This is a genomic window from Shewanella sp. SP2S2-4 (assembly GCF_031932025.1).
Lineage (GTDB): Bacteria > Pseudomonadota > Gammaproteobacteria > Enterobacterales > Shewanellaceae > Shewanella > Shewanella baltica.
In genome coordinates this window covers 72,364-90,912 of the sequence record NZ_JAUOER010000008.1, presented here as the reverse complement: position 1 = coordinate 90,912, position 18,549 = coordinate 72,364, and the positions used below count along the sequence as shown (strand labels likewise).

Genomic DNA, 18,549 nt, shown 5'->3' with positions numbered 1-18,549 from the left:
ACAAAAAGAACGCTACCCTCGATGGTAGTAAACAAGATAAATGGGGTTGATGATGAAAAACGTTAAAACTTTAGCTTTAGCTGCTACAGCAGTAGCTGCAATCTCTGGCAACGCATTTGCCGCTGATCGTTCTGATATTTATGCCACTGATTATAAGTGGATGCAGTTTAATGCTATGTATGCTGTTAATGAATTACCACGTGGTGATGCTGATGATGGCGGCCATGACTACTTAGAAATGGAATTTGGTGGTCGTAAGGGGATCGTTGATTTATATGGTTATGTAGACGTCTTCAATTTAGCTAACAGCAGCTCAGGTGATAAAACTGGTGGCGATAGCAAGATGTTTATGAAATTTGCGCCACGTTTCTCTTTAGATGCTATTACTGGTAAAGATTTATCTTTTGGCCCAGTACAAGAAGTTTACTTCTCTACTCTGTTCAACTGGGGCGGTGGTGCAATCCAAGGCCAAAGCATTTCTTTTGATGTTGAAGATCATCCAGGTCCACAAAAAATTAATAATCCAGGCGATGTCAATATGTCGTTTTGGGGTATTGGTGCCGATGTAATGGTACCATGGTTAGGCAAAACAGGTATGAACCTGTATGCAACCTACGATTTTAATGCTAAGGATTGGAATGGTTACCAATTCTCTATGAACTGGTTCAAGCCTTTCTATTTCTTCGACAACAAGAGCTTTGTTTCCTTCCAAGGCTATGTTGATTATCAGTTTGGTGCTGATGAAGTAAATAAATACGACTCTAATGGCCAATTTGTAAGTACTACATTTACTTCTAATGGTGGTGCTGCATACTTCGGTCTGCACTGGCATTCAGATAACTATGCGCTTGGTTACGGCCTGAAAGCATATAGCGATGTTTATTTGCTGAAGGATGAAGGCACATTTGGTTTAGAGACCAAAGGTTTTGCTCACTACTTCACTGCAACTTACAAGTTCTAATCTCTTGTAATCATTGCTTGTTGGAGCCGCATTATGCGGCTCCATCTTTGTTTTACCATGAGTCTTTATCTAAGCCTATTAGGCTAACAAGTGGGTTTATATAAAGGTTTGTGTTTTTCTCGCGCTAAAATGGATTTTTCGCGGAAAAGTAGGTGCAAGATTTTATTCGTATCCTCTCTTCCGGTCTTCAAGGATTCAAGTCGTGGTCACTTATAAGTTATTTTAAGTGTCAGGATGCCTATTGTTCTTTATGACTTAGGCAAGATTGAATACCTACAACAAGGTAGTTTGTACAAGCAAATTACTCGGCACCGCCTGAAGGCCCGGCCATATAAAAATAATCAAAATAATGCCACCTCTCAAGCGTTGCTTTTATGCGACTGATTTCTATTCATTTAATTTTTATTTTGGAGAGCTATTATGACTGATTTAAAAAAAGCAGCACAACGCGCCATTGAGTTGATGGACTTAACGACTTTGAATGATGACGACACAGATCAAAAAGTGATCGACCTGTGCCACAAAGCGAAAACGGCTGCGGGCAATACTGCCGCTATCTGCATTTACCCACGTTTCATCCCGATTGCACGCAAGACGTTAGATGAAATTGGTGCTGAAGATATCCAAATTGCCACTGTGACTAATTTTCCCCATGGCAATGATGACATTGCCATTGCTGTGCTAGAAACTCGCGCTGCCGTTGCCTATGGTGCTGACGAAGTTGACGTGGTATTCCCATACCGCGCACTGATGGAAGGCAATGAAACAATTGGTTTTGAATTAGTTAAAGCCTGTAAAGAAGCCTGTGGTGAAGTCTTGTTAAAAGTCATCATCGAATCTGGCGTGTTAGCTGATCCTGCGCTTATCCGCCGTGCATCTGAGCTTTCAATCGATGCAGGTGCTGACTTTATTAAAACCTCTACTGGTAAAGTGCCTGTAAACGCCACACTTGAAGCGGCTGAAATCATGTTAACTGTGATCAGCGAGAAGAATACCCAAGTAGGCTTCAAGCCTGCCGGTGGTGTGCGTGATGCTGCACAAGCAGCTGAATTCCTCGGTGTTGCTGAGCGTATTTTAGGTGCTGATTGGGTTTCACCACGTACCTTTAGATTTGGTGCTTCAAGTTTACTAAACAGCTTGTTACACACACTAGAATTAGCTGATACGCCTAAGCCGACTCAAGGCTATTAATTGCAAACTATCGCTGATTAATACTATCAGCGTATAGCGAGCCTAATTAAGTGTGACCTAAATCTATTTGGCAAACTCAAAACTTCGATAGTATGAACTTGTAATATTGCTACAGTTTTGATGTTTCATTGCAAAGATAAGCACTAGCGACAGGGTTGTTAGTGCCTATCTTGGAGGCAGTATCATGTTTCTAGCTCAAGAGATTATTCGTAAAAAACGTAATGGTTTAGCGCTAAGTTCCGAAGAAATACAGTTCTTTGTTCAAGGTATCACTACCAACTCCGTATCTGAAGGTCAGATCGCCGCATTAGGCATGGCGGTGTATTTTAATGACATGAATATGGATGAAAGAATCGCTTTAACAACAGCGATGCGTGATTCTGGCACTGTACTTAATTGGCAGTCATTGGGACTCAATGGCCCTGTTATTGACAAGCACAGCACTGGCGGTGTGGGCGATGTGATTAGCCTTATGCTTGGCCCTATGGCTGCGGCTTGTGGTGGTTATGTGCCTATGATTTCTGGGCGTGGCCTAGGTCATACTGGCGGTACACTCGATAAGTTTGATGCCATTCCGGGTTACCAAACTGAGCCATCAAGTGAATTGTTCCGTAAAGTGGTTAAAGACGTCGGTGTGGCGATTATTGGCCAAACAGGCGATCTCGTTCCTGCCGACAAACGTTTCTATTCTATCCGCGATAATACCGCCACGGTTGAATCCATTTCCCTTATCACTGCATCGATTCTGTCTAAGAAATTAGCCTGTAATTTAGATGCGCTAGCGATGGACGTGAAAGTTGGTAGCGGCGCCTTTATGCCAACCTATGAGGCATCGGAAGAATTAGCTCGCAGTATCGCCGCCGTTGCAAATGGCGCGGGTACTAAAACGACGGCTTTACTTACCGATATGAATCAAGTGCTTGCATCTTGTGCCGGTAACGCGGTTGAAGTGAAAGAAGCCATCGATTTTTTAACGGGGGCTTACCGTAATCCGCGTTTATATGAAGTCACTATGGGTCTTTGCGCTGAGATGCTGCTTCTTGGCGGTCTTGCAAGCAATGAGGCCGACGCTCGCGCTAAACTGAATCGTGTACTCGATAATGGCCGCGCCGCAGAACTCTTTGGCAAGATGGTGTCGGGTCTGGGTGGCCCAGTCGATTTTGTTGAAAACTACAGTAAATACCTACCCCAATCGCAAATTATTCGCCCGGTTTTTGCCGATATGCAAGGTTATGCCTATAGCATGGATACCCGTGAATTAGGTTTAGCGGTTGTGACCTTAGGTGGCGGCCGCCGTAAGCCCGGTGATGCACTAGACTATAGTGTTGGCTTAACCCAAGTGTGTGCCCTAGGCGATAAAGTGGATTCATCTACGCCGATTGCCGTTATCCATGCACAGTCTGAAGCCGCTTTCGCTGAAGCGGAAATTGCGGTGAAAAAAGCGATTCACATTGGTGAAACCGCTCCAGAAAAAACACCTGAGATCTATGCCTATATTCGTGCAGCGGATCTTTAAGGAAGAATTATGAAACGTACCATTATTATGATGTTGGACTCCTTTGGAGTCGGTGCTTCTGCTGATGCAGCAAGCTTTGGTGATGTCGGTTCCGATACTTTTGGTCATATTGCTAAAGCATGCGCCGAAGGCAAAGCCGATATTGGCCGTGAAGGTCCGCTGAAATTACCTAACTTAGCGCGCTTAGGTTTGGGTCATGCGGCGATGGAAAGCACGGGCGCCTTTGCCCCAGGTTTTGGCGATAATGTTGAGCTGATTGGTGCTTATGGTCATGCGCAAGAGTTAAGTTCGGGTAAAGATACGCCGAGCGGTCACTGGGAGATGGCGGGCGTACCCGTACTATTCGAGTGGGGTTATTTCAGCGAACACCAAAATTCTTTCCCTAAAGAACTGACGGATAAGATTTTAGCTCGTGCGGGTCTGGACGGTTTCTTAGGTAATTGTCATGCTTCTGGCACAACTATTTTAGAAGAGTTAGGCGAAGAGCACATGCGTTCTGGCATGCCTATTTTCTATACCTCAGCCGATTCTGTGTTCCAAATCGCTTGTCATGAAGAAACTTTCGGTTTAGACAATCTCTATCGTCTTTGCGAGATAACCCGTGAAGAGTTAGAGCCTTACAACATAGGTCGCGTCATTGCCCGTCCATTTGATGGTACTGGCCCAAGTGACTTTGCCCGTACCGGCAATCGTAAGGATTATTCACTAGAGCCACCGGCAAAAACCGTATTAGACAAGCTGAAAGAGGCGGGCGGTGAAGTGGTGAGTGTGGGCAAGATTGCAGATATTTATGCTTACTGCGGTATCACTAAAAAAGTGAAGGCAAACGGTTTAGAAGCGCTTTTCGATGCGACCTTAGCCGAAGTGAAATCTGCGGGCGATAACACTATAGTGTTTACTAACTTCGTGGATTTCGACTCGCACTACGGTCATCGCCGTGATGTGGCAGGTTATGCCAAAGGGTTAGAATATTTCGATGCCCGTTTACCTGAAATGCTCGCATTATTGGGTGAAGATGATCTGCTGATTTTAACCGCGGATCACGGTTGCGACCCAACATGGCAAGGCACAGATCATACCCGTGAATATGTGCCAGTATTAGCTTTTGGCGCTGGATTGAAAGCCGGTTCTCTGGGGCGTCGTAATAGCTTTGCCGATATCGGCCAATCTATTGCAAGCCACTTTAAGCTTGAACCTATGGCCTATGGCGAATCGTTCCTTTAGGCAAATTAGCATTTATTTCGATTTGGCGGCTGACATTTGCCGCCAGTAAACAAAGACTTAAGTCTTAATAAAATAAACAGGGGTTATTTCGATGGCAACACCACACATTAATGCTGTAGAGGGCGCATTCGCTGAGACAATGCTGTTTCCAGGCGATCCATTACGTGCAAAATATATTGCTGAAACATTCTTAGAAAATGTTGAGCAAGTGACTGATGTTCGAAACATGCTAGGTTTTACCGGTACTTATAAAGGTAAGCGTATTTCAGTTATGGGTTCTGGCATGGGTATTCCTTCATGCTCTATCTATGCAACTGAATTAATTCGTGATTACGGCGTTAAAAACCTGATCCGTGTGGGTACTTGTGGTGCGATCAGCACTGACGTTAAAGTACGTGACGTGATCATTGGTATGGGTGCATGTACTGACTCAGCGGTTAACCGTTTACGTTTTAAAGGCCAAGATTTTGCCGCTATCGCTAACTATGAGCTGATGAATGCGGTTATCGAGTCTGCGAAAGTTCGTGGCACTAAAGTTCGCGTAGGTAATATTTTCTCTGCGGACCTGTTCTACACTCCTGATCCACAAATGTTCGACGTGATGGAGAAGATGGGCGTGTTAGGCGTAGAAATGGAAGCGGCTGGTCTGTACGGTGTTGCCCATGAGTTTGGTGCACGTGCCCTGTGTGTTGTGACTGTATCTGACCACATCCGCACCGGTGAAAAGACTTCTGCAGAAGAACGTCAAACCACATTCAATGACATGATCATCATGACATTAGAAGCAGCGATTACACTGTAACTGTGTAAGAGTGTGCTACTGAAAAAAGGGTTCGCATTGCGGACTCTTTTTTTATGCCAATTTTTAGTGGCTTTTCTATTCGACTTTATTATTTATGACTGTTATTAGAAATTGGTTGTTTATGGCTTAGTATTTATAGCCAAGCTATCAATAGGTTAGTGATTTACCCTATCTATTGAGATAACGATTAACCGGTTGAATCTGTGTCGAGATCGCTTGGCTCGCTGGGTGTTTTTGGCGTCGAGGTTTCGGTCGTAACGGCTGTTGCTTTAGTCGCGTGTTTTACCTGACGGACACTTTTAACCTTAGGTTTAACCTTTACTGGTGCCGCTTGTTCCGCATCGTTTGTCGCGTTTTCAACTGCAGTACTATCCTGTAACTCCAATGATTTTTCTGACGTTTTTTCGGCCTTAGTTTGCACGCTGGTCTGAGTGAGCTTATCGACACTTGTCTCTGTTACTGCTTTTGGCGCCTTAGTGGATTTAGCCGCTTTCTCTTGTGGATGATCAGTGGTCGACACCGGTTGATCTTCGGTTAGCACTTGCGCTGATCCATCACTCGCACTTTCAGATGGCTCTTCAGCTGAGGATTCTTTCTTAGATTTTTTCGGCGATTGACGCAATTTAACCCGAAAGCGGCGGCGGTCAAAATCGGCGCGTTTGAAAGACAAAGAGCGCGAAAGCAACATACCAATCAAGCCTGCAACCAGCAGCATGATTTGCTGTTGTTCCATGTTTAAGTTGTGGGCTTCTTTGATTTCGTTGAAAAACAGCTTGGTATCGAGCCTGACTTCGACATAACCTAGATTTTTCCCTTCTTGGATCACAGGCTCTACATAGGGAGGATATTTGCTTAGTAGCAAATTCATTTCTTCCGAGTCAGGATCTACAACATCCTTAGTGATGCTTTGGGCGAAGGATAACCGCATGCCTTGGTCGCTGAAGATCGCCGCAGACATCACCTTAGGATCTTCCACTAAAGCGCTGGCGAGCCATTGCAATTGCTCATCATTTTGCAGTTGTAGCGCGGGCGCTGCACCATAAGCAGTTTGCTGTACCAGTAATCTGGCCATCTTTTGAGTTTGGGACTTTAGAAGCAGCTGACCTTGTAGTAGGCTTGTCTGCCACAATTGTACTAAGCCGAATATCAAGGCGAAGGCGGCGGCAATTTGGATCAGTCTACTGATTTTATGGCTTTTCTTTAGCCCTTTAAGATATAACACTTTGACCCTTAAAATGTAGAGCGCTTGCCTAATCATAATTGATTCTGAGTGAGCCCGATAGTTGGAGAATTTAAGTCCGATGGAAAGCTTGAACCAAGATGCGCTTTTTTTGTGGTTAGTCTCTGACCATTCCCCAAGGTTTGAACGCCAAGGGCAAGTGTTTGAACGTTATCAAGAGTCAGCAAACCCCGCTGGTGTTTCGCGTTTGCGGATTATCTATCAAGATACGTTAGCGCAGGCAGCGATATCGGCCTGGATTGCGGCATTGCCTTCGTCTGACGTTATCGGTATTGCCCATATCAAACGCCAAGTTGGCTTACATTGCATCGAGTTGGCGCTGGTGAATATGCCTTCTCAGGCGCAGTTAGCGGCGTTCCCTCAGTCTTTGGCTGAACTGCATGTGCTCCATGTTGATTTGCCTCGCTTGAATCATCCCGGCTTATTAGTGATGGACATGGATTCCACAGCGATTCAGATTGAATGTATTGATGAATTAGCGGCCATGGCGGGCGTTGGCGAGCGCGTGGCGGCGATTACTGAACGTGCTATGCAAGGTGAGCTGGATTTTGAACAGAGTCTACGTCAGCGCGTGGCACAGCTTAAGGGCGCCGATGCCAGTATTATTACAACTTTGTGCGATAACTTGCCTTTAATGCCAGGGCTTGAGCCCATGCTTTTGGAGCTTAAATCCCATGGCTGGCGTTTAGTGGTGGCATCTGGCGGTTTTACCCCTTTTGTGGGCCATTTAAAGCAGCTGTTAAGCCTAGATGCGGCCTTTGCTAATGAGTTAGTCGTCACTGATGGCAAACTCGCGGGTGAAGTGACGGGTAAAGTCGTGGATGCGCAGTTTAAAGCGGATGTGGTTGAGCGTTGCAGTGAGCAGTGGGACATTCAAAAAGGTCAAAGAGTCGCTATCGGCGATGGCGCGAATGATATCCCTATGGTGATGGCGGCGGATTTTGGTATCGCTTTCCATGCCAAACCTAAGCTGGCAGCCGCGGCGGATGCGAATATTCGCCATCTTGACCTGCGCGTTTTACCTTATCTGTTGGAAATCTAGGTTATTCATTTATTTGAAATTTGAGTCGAGATGAAAGTCTAAGTAAGGGCTGAGTTAGAGTAATGACTCTTGTCTTTTATCGATGAGCTGGTAGTTTAGGGGGATTAAAAAACTACCAGTGACTCATTTTGACTCAGCTCGCCCAATGCTCAACATCAAGCATTTCACAGTCTTCAATTTACCTGCCGTACCGCGATGGACAGCTGCATCTACGGCAGTTATTACCGTCGGTGCCTGATTTTTCTAAAACGCCTATTCTCATGCTCCATGGCGCCATGTCTAATGGTCGGGTGTTCTATAGCCAAAATGGCCGTGGCCTAGGTTGTTTTTTGGCTAAGGCGGGATTTGTGGTGTATGTGTTGGATACCGCTGGCAGAGGGCTCAGCTTGCCGAAAATCGATCGCGATTTTACCTTAGGGCAAGGTGAAGTGATCCGTGAGCAATTACCTTTAGTGCAGCAGGCCATTCTCGATTTACATCAAAAAGCTTGTCAAGAACAAGCGGCTCAAGATGATCGCAAAGCCGTGTCGCCTTCGCAGGTGCATTGGTGCGCCCATTCATGGGGCGGGGTGTTAATGGCGAGCAGTCTGGCCCGTTATCCTGAGTTACAACAAAGCGTTCGTTCACTGCTTACCTTCGGTAGCAAGCGGACGATTCGGGTTAAGTCCTTCAAAAAGTGGTTGATGGTCGATGTCTTTTGGAACCGTCTAGCGCCAGGCTTAGCGATGGGCCAAGGTTACCTTGCTGCCGATAAGCTGCGCATCGGTATGGATAATGAGAGCCGCGCCTCGTTAGTTCAAAGTATCGATTGGGTGCAGGGTGATTGGATCGATCACGACGATGGATTTGATTATGCGAAAGCGGCAAAGCGCGCTCATTGGCCACCGGCTTGGTTTATCTCAGGGCAGAACGATACTGTGCTGGGGCATCCCGAAGATGTGGCGGATATGGTCGCAGAGTGCGGCTTTAAACGAGTTAAATCAACGCTTCTTTCTATGGAGAATGGCTTTAAGCATGACTATGGTCATGCCGATATGCTGACGCATTTAGATGCCACCAGCGATCATTTTCCCAAAATTAGTGATTGGTATTTAAGTTTTGATTTGGCGGTGTTAAATGGTTAAGACTGTTTTTTGTGGAGCACTGGGTATCTTAATTCAACCTCTTGGGTGATATCCAAGAGTTCACCGACGCCAATCACTCGCCATAGTTGTTCTTCTAACTGTTTGGCTTTATGGTTTGCATGAATATTAATGTATTCCAACTCGCGGCGCAGATAACTCATGTCTGGCTTCTCAGTCGCGCCTCGGTAAATGCGTAGGGCGATGAATCGGCCTAATGCTTTGCTCTGATTGATAAAGGTTATCTGAGCATCCACATCACCGACTTCTGTGGCTGAAGTGCATTTCAAAAAGATTTTGCCACGAGATTGACGTATCAACTGGACAAACACTTCAATGAAATCCATATCTTGCTGGGGTTTCATCTGGCGAATAGGTTCGAGGATATCCCGCTTAAAGAAACCGTCTTTTAGCAGCGGTGCTAAATTATATTGCAGAGTATCTGACGTGCCAGCGGCAAAAATATCGCTGATCTCATCCTGTTGTGTACCTACGCCTAAACACGCGACTTGAGCCGATTTTGTCGTTTTTTCAACAAAGTAGGGCACAGAATGCAAATCATGCATCAAAATATTTTTTAAACCATCGGCAAGTTCATTCGCTTCACTATTGTTCTCAGTCAGTTGTTCTAACTTTTCCTTATTATGGGCAATCAGTTTATTTAAAAACTCGACCCCCACATGGGGTGTATGGCCCATGACTGCGGTTAAATGCAGTGTTACACCATTCTTACGGGTTCGCACTAAACGGTAAGGGAGATTATCTAACTGTGTTTTACCCGCAATGGTTTGTAGTTTAGGGAAGCTTAACAGTAGCGGTTTATTTGATGAGAACTCTGTCGGATTGTCTAAGGTTAATTGCATGCCACGGCTAGAGATATCTAAAGTAATGCCCGTGGCTTTTAGCTTGTCTTGCGTCACGTTGACTAAGGTTTTAAAGGCGAAACGAGCCTCTTGGCGTCGCTCGCTAAACTGCATGGAAACTAACTTAATTTGATTGGCGGTTAATCGTTGTTGACCAAAGGTTTTAAGGGCATTGGCATTACTGTTGTCTTGCCAGGCTTTGTAATGCCCTCTGGCATCTTCATTGCTGATATCGATGAGCTGCAGTAAATGACTAAACTGCGATAACTGCTGTTCAACCAGTGGGCTGAATTTAGCCTCATCGCCCGGCAGGGTTGCGCGGCGATAGCCCTTATCATGATAAATTTTATCTTGGGTAACTTTAAAGATCCGCCAGCTAGGTTTGGTCGATGCAAAGCCAAGGAATAAAGGCATCATGCCCTTAGCTTTAAGCTCCGCTAAGGTGGCAGAGTAAAAATATAAGCAGCCTTGGGCATTATAGGTAAAGCTAAAAAATAGCCCGTGGTCGGGATTTTCTGGATGACTCAGCAATGCCGATACTCGGCTTGGGGTCAGCATGGCTGGTAATTGGCTGATATCATTTTCATCTTGAAAGTAATGCACTATCTGTTGGTTGTCACGGCTGAGCAGCATGTGACTCAAACCTTGGGTTTGAGTATTGAAATACAAAGGCAAGTGGGGCAGGTGAGGTAAATAATGGCGTTCAAATCCGAGTCCTGTTGCACTCACTATCACATCATTGACATCTACCTTGTAACGCAGTTTATAGCCGCGGATTAAATTGCCGAGCATTTCACTTAAGGCTTCGCTGCCACCAAGGCGTTTGAGCCTTAGCCAAATATATTCGCCATTGGTTTGGCTATCGACAATCTGATAATCCACGCCGAGCTGGAGATCGGGATAGTAAAACTCTTCACTGAGTTCCAGTAACTTAACTTTGAGTGGTTGGTCGAGATCGAAGGGATGATTGGCGGCGAGGCGAATACGGGCACCGCCGATAGATAAATCTGCCGTGATCCCAGGTACTTCACCTCGACCGGATTGTGATGCCGCAATGCGAATACTGTAATTCATCCGCTCCTCAGCGCGGTTGAAATAACTGCCTAATACTACGCCTGGCACCATAAAAGGTTCTGGCTCAGCGGCTTCAACCTGAGTCACACCTTGGCGTAATTTTACCCGACGCTGTTGATGGGCATTGAGCACATATTCATACACACCTAAGGTATATTGGTTGCGAAACAGTGACATGGCCTCATGCATACTGCTTTTGGCAGGCTCATCTAAAAAATGTCGCTGTTGACCTAACATGACTTCAGTACAAGGAAGCTCTGATTTATCCCTGAGATCGATAATTCGGGTGCAAGGCGAAGCCAAACGACTCAATTCCATTTTCACAAGAAAACGGGTCGAATTGGTTTCATCTATCGTCAGCTGCTGAAAAATCTCTTGGAAGTTAGGTTCCATGAGCAATGGCTTGAGCTGTTCGATGAGTGCACTGTGGTTATCTAGACTCATGTAGGGTTCTTTTCTAATGCTGATTTTATGCCGTGCTGTGTTAGTCTTATGTCGGCAGTATTCATCGTTACTTAAATTGATTTTATACAGATTTTAATAAGTTATGGCAAAGAATAAAACAGCGTACGTATGTAATGAGTGTGGACAAGACTTTCCCCGTTGGCAAGGTCAATGTAGTGCTTGTCAGGAATGGAATACGATTACTGAGGTCAGGCTCGGTGCGGCTTCTCCTGGGCGCAGCACTAAGTTTGTCGGTTACGCTGGTGCGAGCAGCAATGAAGTGAAGACATTAGATCAAATCGATCTCAATGCTCTGCCGCGAATATTGAGTCATTTCGGGGAGTTAGACCGAGTGCTCGGTGGCGGAATCGTGCCAGGTTCTGCCATTTTGATTGGCGGTCATCCAGGCGCGGGTAAGAGTACGCTTTTATTGCAAACCTTGTGTCATCTGGCCGAGCAAATGCCTGCACTCTATGTCACAGGTGAAGAATCCTTGCAGCAAGTGGCGATGCGCGCCCATCGTCTTGGTTTACCAACTAATCAACTGCGGATGTTGTCTGAAACCAGCGTTGAACAAATTTGCGAAGTGGCCCTCAAAGAATTACCAAAGGTCATAGTGGTTGATTCGATTCAAGTGATGCACATGAGCGATGTGGCATCGAGCCCAGGCAGTGTGTCGCAAGTACGTGAATCCGCCTCTTACTTAACGCGTTTTGCGAAGGAAAATGGTATTGCCGTGATCATGGTCGGCCATGTGACTAAAGATGGTAGTCTGGCAGGGCCTAAGGTATTGGAGCATTGTATTGACTGCTCTGTGATGTTCGAAGGCGATAGCGATAGCCGCTACCGCACCTTGCGTTCCCACAAAAACCGGTTTGGCGCCATCAATGAGTTAGGCGTATTTGCCATGACAGAGCGCGGCTTAAAAGAAGTCGCCAATCCTTCGGCAATTTTCCTTTCCCGTGGTGAAGAGGAATCTTCTGGCTCGCTTGTTATGGTGGTTTGGGAAGGCACGCGGCCGCTACTGGTGGAACTGCAAGTGCTGGTGGATAACTCAGCCATGTCTAACCCCCGGCGCGTAGCTGTGGGTATGGATGCCAACCGTTTAGCTATGTTGCTTGCCGTGATGCACCGCCACGGTGGTTTACAGATGTCGGATCAGGATGTATTTGTGAACGTGGTGGGCGGCGTGAAAGTGACAGAAACCAGTGCCGACTTAACGTTACTCTTGGCTATGGTATCGAGTTTTCGCGGGGATATTTTGCCCAGCGATTTAGTCGCCTTTGGTGAAGTGGGGCTATCTGGCGAAATTCGGCCTGTGCCCAATGGCCAAGAGCGATTAGTTGAAGCCGCTAAACATGGTTTTAAGCGCGCCATAGTGCCAAAGGCCAATGTGCCGAAAAAGCCTCCTGCGGGAATGGAGGTCGTGGGTGTGTCTAAGTTATCCGAAGCGCTAGAAGCGATTTAACATCAAATGCTCGCGAGTGAGATTAATGTCAGCAAGCAAAACAGCGCCATTAGGCGCTGTTTGTGTTTATGAGCGAGTGTTTTAATCTGTGATATTGTGTTTTTCGATAAACAACATAAGTTCGCGATTCAGCAAGGAAGCATCGCCTAAGTTAAGCTCCACCATACGTTTTAGGTGGCTGATACTGTCGACGTCGATAAAGTTACACTTCAAGCCTAATTGGGCATTTTTTTGATGGACCAACTCAGTTTCCATACGGATCTCGATGTCAGATTCGGGCAAGATAAAGCTGAGGGTAATAGCATCACCCGAGTGAATAAAATTTTGCGGCTCTTCGACCAGGGCACCATTTAGACTCAAATCGAGAATGGTTGTCTCCCACTGTGCGACACCTTGTTGTAGATGTGCATTCGTGGCAAATAGAATCCGCGAAAACTTGCGCCTTTCGTCCATACCCAATCCTTTTTCTTTCATAGTCTGCTAAGTGTAGTCCCATCAGTGTCCCTAAGCATATGTCATATTGATGTGACTGTAAAAGCAGAGCAATTTTTTGTTCAATAAAGCTACCGAGATCGCATATTTAACCTTTCACTCATATGCAAATATGAAAAAGTATGAATAATTCACTTAAGTAAAATAAGAGAAATTGAAAATGGCTTACAGTGTGCTGGTTGTCGACGATGAAGCGGTTATCCGTGCGCGATTAAAGGGATATTTTGAAAAGGAAGGTTATCGCGTCGTTGAGGCGGCCGATGGTGAGCAAATGTGGTACGAGTTTAATCGCCAACATATCGATTTGATCATGCTAGATATCAATTTGCCCGGTGTCGATGGTTTGAGCTTGACCCGTGAGCTACGCAGCCGCTCCCATGTGGGCATCATTCTGGTCTCAGGGCGGGATGAATCTATCGACAAAATCGTTGGTCTCGAAATGGGCGCCGATGATTATGTGACTAAACCTTTCGAGCTGAGGGAGTTGCTGGTTAGGGTTAAAAACCTTCTATGGCGGATTTCCCTTGTGAAGCAAGCCGAGCTGGCGGTCGCCGAAGAATTATCCCAACCGGACGATGTGTTAAGTTTCGAAGGTTATCAACTCGAACTCAACAGCCGTAAATTACGCCATGGCGATGTGTTGATCAAACTCACCAAAGCGGAATTTGAGTTACTGGTCGCATTTGCTCTGCATCCGCAGCAAGTCTTATCCCGTGAGCGTTTAATGCAGCAAACCAGTCACCGTAATCTGGATGTCAATGACAGAACCATAGATGTGATCATTCGCCGTCTTCGCAATAAACTCGACACTGAATTGTTTGTCACTGTTCATGGGGAAGGTTATTTATTTGCCGCTAAAGTGGACGATTAATGCGAGTGAGGTCGCACTTGGTACAGAGGGTAAAAGTCGGCCTCCGCTAGGCTGAAATCTAATTGAGACAAAGTGTTAGAGGATGATGTTCGCTTGATGATCGCAGGGCCTATATCGCCAAATGGCTGAGCGCCTTCGAGTTGTTTCACTGTAGCATCAATGGCGAGTTTTCCCTGTAATACGACTAGATCATCATTACTGTAGATGACTTTTTCCCGTTTGAGCCCACGCACAATGGCGGGGGACAAGTAACTGCTTACTAGCTTGACTCTGTTACTTAATCTCTTTTGTTTCAAAGAACTAATGGCGGCCTCAATCGCCACTGCGCTGCCGAGAATATAATCTGGCTGCTGAGCTTTAAGCAGCATCTGCAACTGGTCACGATACAAATTGCGATTATTATCGGCGTGCTGAATGGCACTAATCTTGACTTGGCTCCCTTCAAGCGCCTGACGTATACCTTGCTCAACTAAATCAGTGCCACCTAGGTTTTCCGGTCCGGCTAAGAGTGCCAAATTTGCCGTTTGTTGCGGATGTTGTGATGTTGCATCGGCTTTGATGAAGTTACCCGCCAGTAGCCCCATTTGATACCAGTTGACGCCAATATGAGTTTTGACTTGGTCGCTATTAAGTTTATTGACTAGGGCTAGCACGGGTTTAGTCAGTGGCGCGGTAAATTGGGCAAGTAAATCTGGGCTGACTGAGCCCAGTAAGATGGCATCATAGTCGCCTTGCATACAGCTTTGGAGCTGGGCCAGTTGTTTATCTTTATGGTAATAACTGCCTGCTTCGAAGAGATCGAGTGAGACGCCAAGGGCTTTGGCATGTTGGATCAGTCCATAATCAATGCCAATCCAGTAGGCATCTTTAAGGTGTGGCACTAGGGCGCAGATCCGCCAAGGCTTTTGAGCTTTTGTCAGTGGTAAGTAGTTTAATGTTTGGGATTGCTGGATTTTGACATTGAATGGCGTGCGCTGCTCTAATGGCCAAGTGAGGGGTTCACTTGTCGCATAGCCTGAAAACACGAGGCCAAATGTGGCGAGTGTGAGCCATCGTTGCCAATATTTTCGCATCATCCCGTATTATCCGCTAAGCATAATCTTGGGTGGCATTGTAACAGTTTAAGGAAGATGTGTGGCTCCTTTATCTTTATCGCGAACCAGTTTAACCGGTCGATTAATGCTCGCCTTCAGTGTGTTAGGCGTATTGTTGATGCTGCTTGTTAGCTTAGGCAGCTTAAGTCTGCATTGGTTAAAACAGGCCGACAGTTACTTGTACGAAGAGTCGCTCCCCGCATCCCAAGCGGCAAGGCAGCTAGTGCAAGCTTCTAATGCCTTGTCTGATGGTGTGCAGCAGTTAGGGCGGGTAGAAGATGAACGACAACGGGAGTTTATTGGTCGTAAACTGAGCCTTGAAAGTGTCAATATGTTTAATGGCATCAAAACCTTAACCATATTGGATGTCGACGAAGGCCAAAATCTGAACCAGCTGGCCGAACAAATCATCAGCCAATTAACTTCACTTGGCAAAAGTGTGGGTCGGCGTTTGACCATGGGCGATGAACTGCAGCTGAAGGCCCATGAATTGTCCATTGCAGCAGGACATGCCTCCGAATTACTTCAATCTGAGCTCGCCGTGGTGAATTCTGCCATCTTGGCTAAGTTGAGTCAGGCCTATCCAGATATGGCAGGGGCGAAGCGCAGCGGCCGATTGCTCGACGATGTGATTGAGGGCGAACTTGATATTCAAGAGCAGCTCAATCGTGCCCTTAAGTTAGTTCATCAAATTGCCTTGTTAAGTCAGTTATTTGAATCCTCCGAATTGCAGTCAGAATTGCAATTAAGTGTGCCGAAGTTACTGGCGACGTTTGCAAACTCGAATCCTTCCCCGAGTTTTACCCTTCCTGAGCCTGAAATAGCGACAGCAATGGAGAGGGCGCTCGCCCATAAGACGGATTCAGCGCCTGCTTCGAGTGACATCAATATCGATTTGATGGCGCTCGATAATGTGCCCGAGATTATTCGCGATCCGGGGCGTTTGCAGGCGTTAAAAACCGAATTAGCAGTGTTGGCGCACACACCGCAAATCATTAAATTGCAGCGGGAATTAAGTCAAACACTGCAGCAGCAACAGCGTCAGCAGCAAGAATTAGCCGAAAAACTCTATGGACTCAATACGCTGGTGGATAGAGCTCTAAATCAACAGCAACAACAGGCTGAATTAGCACGTAGTGATTATCTACACCAATTGTCCCTTGCTAGGCTTGGGCTTTGGGGCACAGGTGCCTTGATGTTTGTGGTGATTGGCTTTGTGATCTATCGAGTGATTTATCGCGGTATCGCCCTTAGGTTAAATCAGGCGACCGAAGTCATGTCCCGCTTGAGTTTAGGTGACACGGACGTGAGTTTAGAGGCCCACGGGGATGATGAACTGACTGCGATGGCAAATGCTATCGAAGCCTTCAAGCGTAAAACTGCCCATAATCTTAAATTACAGGCTGATTTACGTCAGGTGGCAGATGAGTTGACCGAGCATAAAAAGGCGTTGGAGCAAACGGTTGCTGCCCGTACGCAGGAGCTGGCCGATACCAATAATCGCCTCGATGCCGAAGCCAAGGGCCATGCTAAAGCAAGGCAAATAGCTGAAGAGGCGAGTCAGGCAAAATCCCAATTCCTTGCGACCATGAGCCACGAAATTCGTACGCCTCTCAACGGTTTACTCGGTACATTAACTTTGCTCGGTCACAGTGATCTACCGCCAGCGCAGCAGCAAATGTTAGCGCTATCGCAATATAGCGGCACTTTATTACAAACCGTGTTGAACGACATTTTGGATTTTTCGCGTCTTGAACAAGGGAAACTCAGCCACGAGCCAAGGCCAACCGATATCAATACCTTGCTCGATGAAGTGCAGGCAATCATGGTTGCGGGTGCTAATTTGGCTGGGCTCAGCCTCAAAATTAATAAGCCTAAGCTACCAAACTGCATCAATATCGATGGGCCTAAGTTGCGCCAAGTATTGTTCAACCTAATCGGCAATGGCATTAAATTTACGCAAGAGGGCTGCGTGACGCTAACTGTTAGTCTGCAAGGCACCCAATTGTCCTTCGTCGTGCAGGACACGGGCGTTGGTATTGTGCCTGCGGCACTTGATAAACTTTTTGTGCCCTACAGTGCTTTACCTAATCAAGGTCGCAGTCGCGGCACGGGTTTAGGGCTCGCTATTTGTAAGCAATTGGTTGAGTTAATGGATGCTAGCGGCCGCGGGATTTGGGTTAAAAGTCAGCCAGGAAAAGGCAGTGAGTTTGGTTTTGAACTCGCCTTTAATGAATGCGATATGACCAATACCCAAGCGGTAAAAGAGAGGGTGTTAGTGCCAGCTCGCCAAGTGATGGTGGTAGAAGACAATAAAGTGAATGCTATGGTGGCGCAGGGATTTTTAGCGCACTTAGGTCACAAGTCAGTGCTTGCTGTCAGTTGCCAACAGGCGCTTGAATTTGTTGAGTCTAGCGGTTTGGTTTTCGATGCTGTGATGCTGGATATTCAGCTCAGTGATGGCTCTGGAATTGATTTATTGCCGCAGTTAAAAATGTTGATCGCCAACCCTAATGTGAAGTTTGCCGCCTTTACCGCCCAAATGCAGAGCGAGGATTTACAGCATTACCGCGAGGTAGGATTTGATGCTGTATTGGCTAAGCCTCTAAGTCTACAAACCCTTACAGAATGGCTTGGCGTTGCGGTTTCTCCCTTGTCGGCATCCATTTCATCATCGACCGTGAATGACCTGTTGTCTGCGCCGCCTCAAGTCACAACGGAAGCTAAGATTACAACGACAATAGCGGATGTCGATGATGAGCCGTTATTAGATCTCAAGCAGTTAGCGCAGGATAAGGACGTACTCGGCAGCGAAGCTATGATGTCTATGCTCGATCTTTTTAGTGATTCGAGTCGTGAGCAGCTTGCCAAACTGTCTCTAGCTAATCCCAAGGAAGATGTAGCCAAATTGCTGCACGGGCTTAAGGGCAGCAGTGCCAGTATGGGGCTGATAGCGTTAGCTAAATTATGTAAGGAGTTAGAGCTGGCGCTAAAAGCCAGTGCAAATAACGCGTTGGAGCTTAGTGAATTTCAACGCCTTGAGTCTTGCAGGCAGGCATCGATTGCCGCCTTGAGCCAATGGTTAGCTGCACAAAACGACTGAACTTGCCTGCTCATAAACCCATTGGATAGCATTAATCTAAAGA

Annotated in this window: 14 protein-coding genes; 10 read left to right on the top strand and 4 right to left on the bottom strand. The window is 46.3% G+C overall.

The window, feature by feature from the left end; all coding sequences use genetic code 11:
- Positions 1–52 precede the first annotated feature (52 nt).
- From Q4Q54_RS08545 to deoD, 5 genes are all read left to right on the top strand, one after another.
- Positions 53–961 carry an outer membrane protein OmpK gene (locus Q4Q54_RS08545; RefSeq protein WP_311891581.1) on the top strand — a complete coding sequence of 303 codons (909 nt, stop codon included), beginning with the start codon at positions 53–55 and terminating at the stop codon, positions 959–961.
- A gap of 420 nt (positions 962–1,381) precedes the next feature.
- Positions 1,382–2,152 (top strand): deoxyribose-phosphate aldolase, encoded by a 771-nt coding sequence (gene deoC / locus Q4Q54_RS08540; protein WP_311891582.1) that lies wholly within the window; start codon positions 1,382–1,384, stop codon positions 2,150–2,152.
- 184 nt (positions 2,153–2,336) lie between these two features.
- On the top strand, positions 2,337–3,668 hold the full coding sequence (deoA, locus tag Q4Q54_RS08535; protein WP_107948717.1) for a thymidine phosphorylase: 1,332 nt from the start codon (positions 2,337–2,339) through the stop codon (positions 3,666–3,668).
- Between the two features lie 9 nt (positions 3,669–3,677).
- A complete protein-coding gene (locus Q4Q54_RS08530) occupies positions 3,678–4,892 on the top strand; it encodes a phosphopentomutase (protein ID WP_311988209.1) in 1,215 nt (404 codons plus the stop codon).
- A 91-nt stretch (positions 4,893–4,983) separates the two neighbouring features.
- Entirely contained in the window at positions 4,984–5,694 is a 711-nt protein-coding gene (gene deoD / locus Q4Q54_RS08525; protein WP_006086929.1) for a purine-nucleoside phosphorylase, read from the top strand.
- A gap of 187 nt (positions 5,695–5,881) precedes the next feature.
- Here the strand turns inward: deoD and Q4Q54_RS08520 are convergent, their stop codons facing one another.
- Positions 5,882–6,916: a YtjB family periplasmic protein gene (locus tag Q4Q54_RS08520; protein ID WP_409438286.1), complete on the bottom strand. Its 1,035-nt coding sequence runs from the start codon at positions 6,914–6,916 to the stop codon at positions 5,882–5,884.
- Positions 6,917–6,995: 79 nt separating this feature from the next.
- On the opposite strand from Q4Q54_RS08520, the gene serB reads away from it, so the two are divergent.
- Together serB and Q4Q54_RS08510 are read left to right on the top strand one after the other, a co-directional pair.
- The gene (gene serB, locus Q4Q54_RS08515) at positions 6,996–7,976 is read left to right on the top strand and encodes a phosphoserine phosphatase SerB (protein ID WP_283627972.1); all 981 of its coding nucleotides are present in this window, start codon (positions 6,996–6,998) and stop codon (positions 7,974–7,976) included.
- Positions 7,977–8,104: 128 nt separating this feature from the next.
- Complete coding sequence (locus Q4Q54_RS08510) at positions 8,105–9,100, top strand: alpha/beta fold hydrolase (protein WP_283627973.1); 996 nt, start codon at positions 8,105–8,107, stop codon at positions 9,098–9,100.
- On the opposite strand, the gene Q4Q54_RS08505 is transcribed toward Q4Q54_RS08510, so the two are convergent.
- On the bottom strand, positions 9,097–11,478 hold the full coding sequence (locus tag Q4Q54_RS08505) for a PilZ domain-containing protein (RefSeq protein WP_311988208.1): 2,382 nt from the start codon (positions 11,476–11,478) through the stop codon (positions 9,097–9,099). The two genes, Q4Q54_RS08510 and Q4Q54_RS08505, sit on opposite strands and share 4 nt — an antisense overlap.
- A 103-nt stretch (positions 11,479–11,581) precedes the next feature.
- Between Q4Q54_RS08505 and radA the strand changes: the two genes are divergently transcribed.
- Positions 11,582–12,946 carry a DNA repair protein RadA gene (gene radA, locus Q4Q54_RS08500; RefSeq protein WP_311988207.1) on the top strand — a complete coding sequence of 455 codons (1,365 nt, stop codon included), beginning with the start codon at positions 11,582–11,584 and terminating at the stop codon, positions 12,944–12,946.
- Positions 12,947–13,027: 81 nt separating this feature from the next.
- Here radA and Q4Q54_RS08495 read toward each other — a convergent pair whose 3' ends face one another.
- A complete protein-coding gene (locus Q4Q54_RS08495; RefSeq protein ID WP_006082695.1) occupies positions 13,028–13,399 on the bottom strand; it encodes a PilZ domain-containing protein in 372 nt (123 codons plus the stop codon).
- 199 nt (positions 13,400–13,598) lie between these two features.
- Between Q4Q54_RS08495 and torR the strand changes: the two genes are divergently transcribed.
- Entirely contained in the window at positions 13,599–14,309 is a 711-nt protein-coding gene (gene torR / locus Q4Q54_RS08490; protein WP_106651293.1) for a two-component system response regulator TorR, read from the top strand.
- Here torR and torT read toward each other — a convergent pair.
- Entirely contained in the window at positions 14,306–15,382 is a 1,077-nt protein-coding gene (gene torT / locus Q4Q54_RS08485; RefSeq protein ID WP_409438285.1) for a TMAO reductase system periplasmic protein TorT, read from the bottom strand. The genes torR and torT overlap by 4 nt on opposite strands.
- A 61-nt stretch (positions 15,383–15,443) precedes the next feature.
- Between torT and torS the strand changes: the two genes are divergently transcribed.
- Entirely contained in the window at positions 15,444–18,506 is a 3,063-nt protein-coding gene (gene torS / locus Q4Q54_RS08480) for a TMAO reductase system sensor histidine kinase/response regulator TorS (RefSeq protein WP_311988205.1), read from the top strand.
- The last annotated feature ends 43 nt before the right edge of the window (positions 18,507–18,549 follow it).

What these genes read in the sequence shown, in the direction of transcription:
- deoC (WP_311891582.1), top strand. Translation starts at nt 1,382, where the DNA reads ATGACTGATTTAAAAAAAGCAGCACAACGCGCCATTGAGTTGATGGAC.
- torR (WP_106651293.1), top strand. Translation starts at nt 13,599, where the DNA reads ATGGCTTACAGTGTGCTGGTTGTCGACGATGAAGCGGTTATCCGTGCG.
- torT (WP_409438285.1), bottom strand. Translation starts at nt 15,382, where the DNA reads ATGCGAAAATATTGGCAACGATGGCTCACACTCGCCACATTTGGCCTC.
- radA (WP_311988207.1), top strand. Translation starts at nt 11,582, where the DNA reads ATGGCAAAGAATAAAACAGCGTACGTATGTAATGAGTGTGGACAAGAC.
- Q4Q54_RS08545 (WP_311891581.1), top strand. Translation starts at nt 53, where the DNA reads ATGAAAAACGTTAAAACTTTAGCTTTAGCTGCTACAGCAGTAGCTGCA.
- deoD (WP_006086929.1), top strand. Translation starts at nt 4,984, where the DNA reads ATGGCAACACCACACATTAATGCTGTAGAGGGCGCATTCGCTGAGACA.
- Q4Q54_RS08505 (WP_311988208.1), bottom strand. Translation starts at nt 11,478, where the DNA reads ATGAGTCTAGATAACCACAGTGCACTCATCGAACAGCTCAAGCCATTG.
- Q4Q54_RS08530 (WP_311988209.1), top strand. Translation starts at nt 3,678, where the DNA reads ATGAAACGTACCATTATTATGATGTTGGACTCCTTTGGAGTCGGTGCT.
- deoA (WP_107948717.1), top strand. Translation starts at nt 2,337, where the DNA reads ATGTTTCTAGCTCAAGAGATTATTCGTAAAAAACGTAATGGTTTAGCG.
- Q4Q54_RS08495 (WP_006082695.1), bottom strand. Translation starts at nt 13,399, where the DNA reads ATGGACGAAAGGCGCAAGTTTTCGCGGATTCTATTTGCCACGAATGCA.
- serB (WP_283627972.1), top strand. Translation starts at nt 6,996, where the DNA reads ATGGAAAGCTTGAACCAAGATGCGCTTTTTTTGTGGTTAGTCTCTGAC.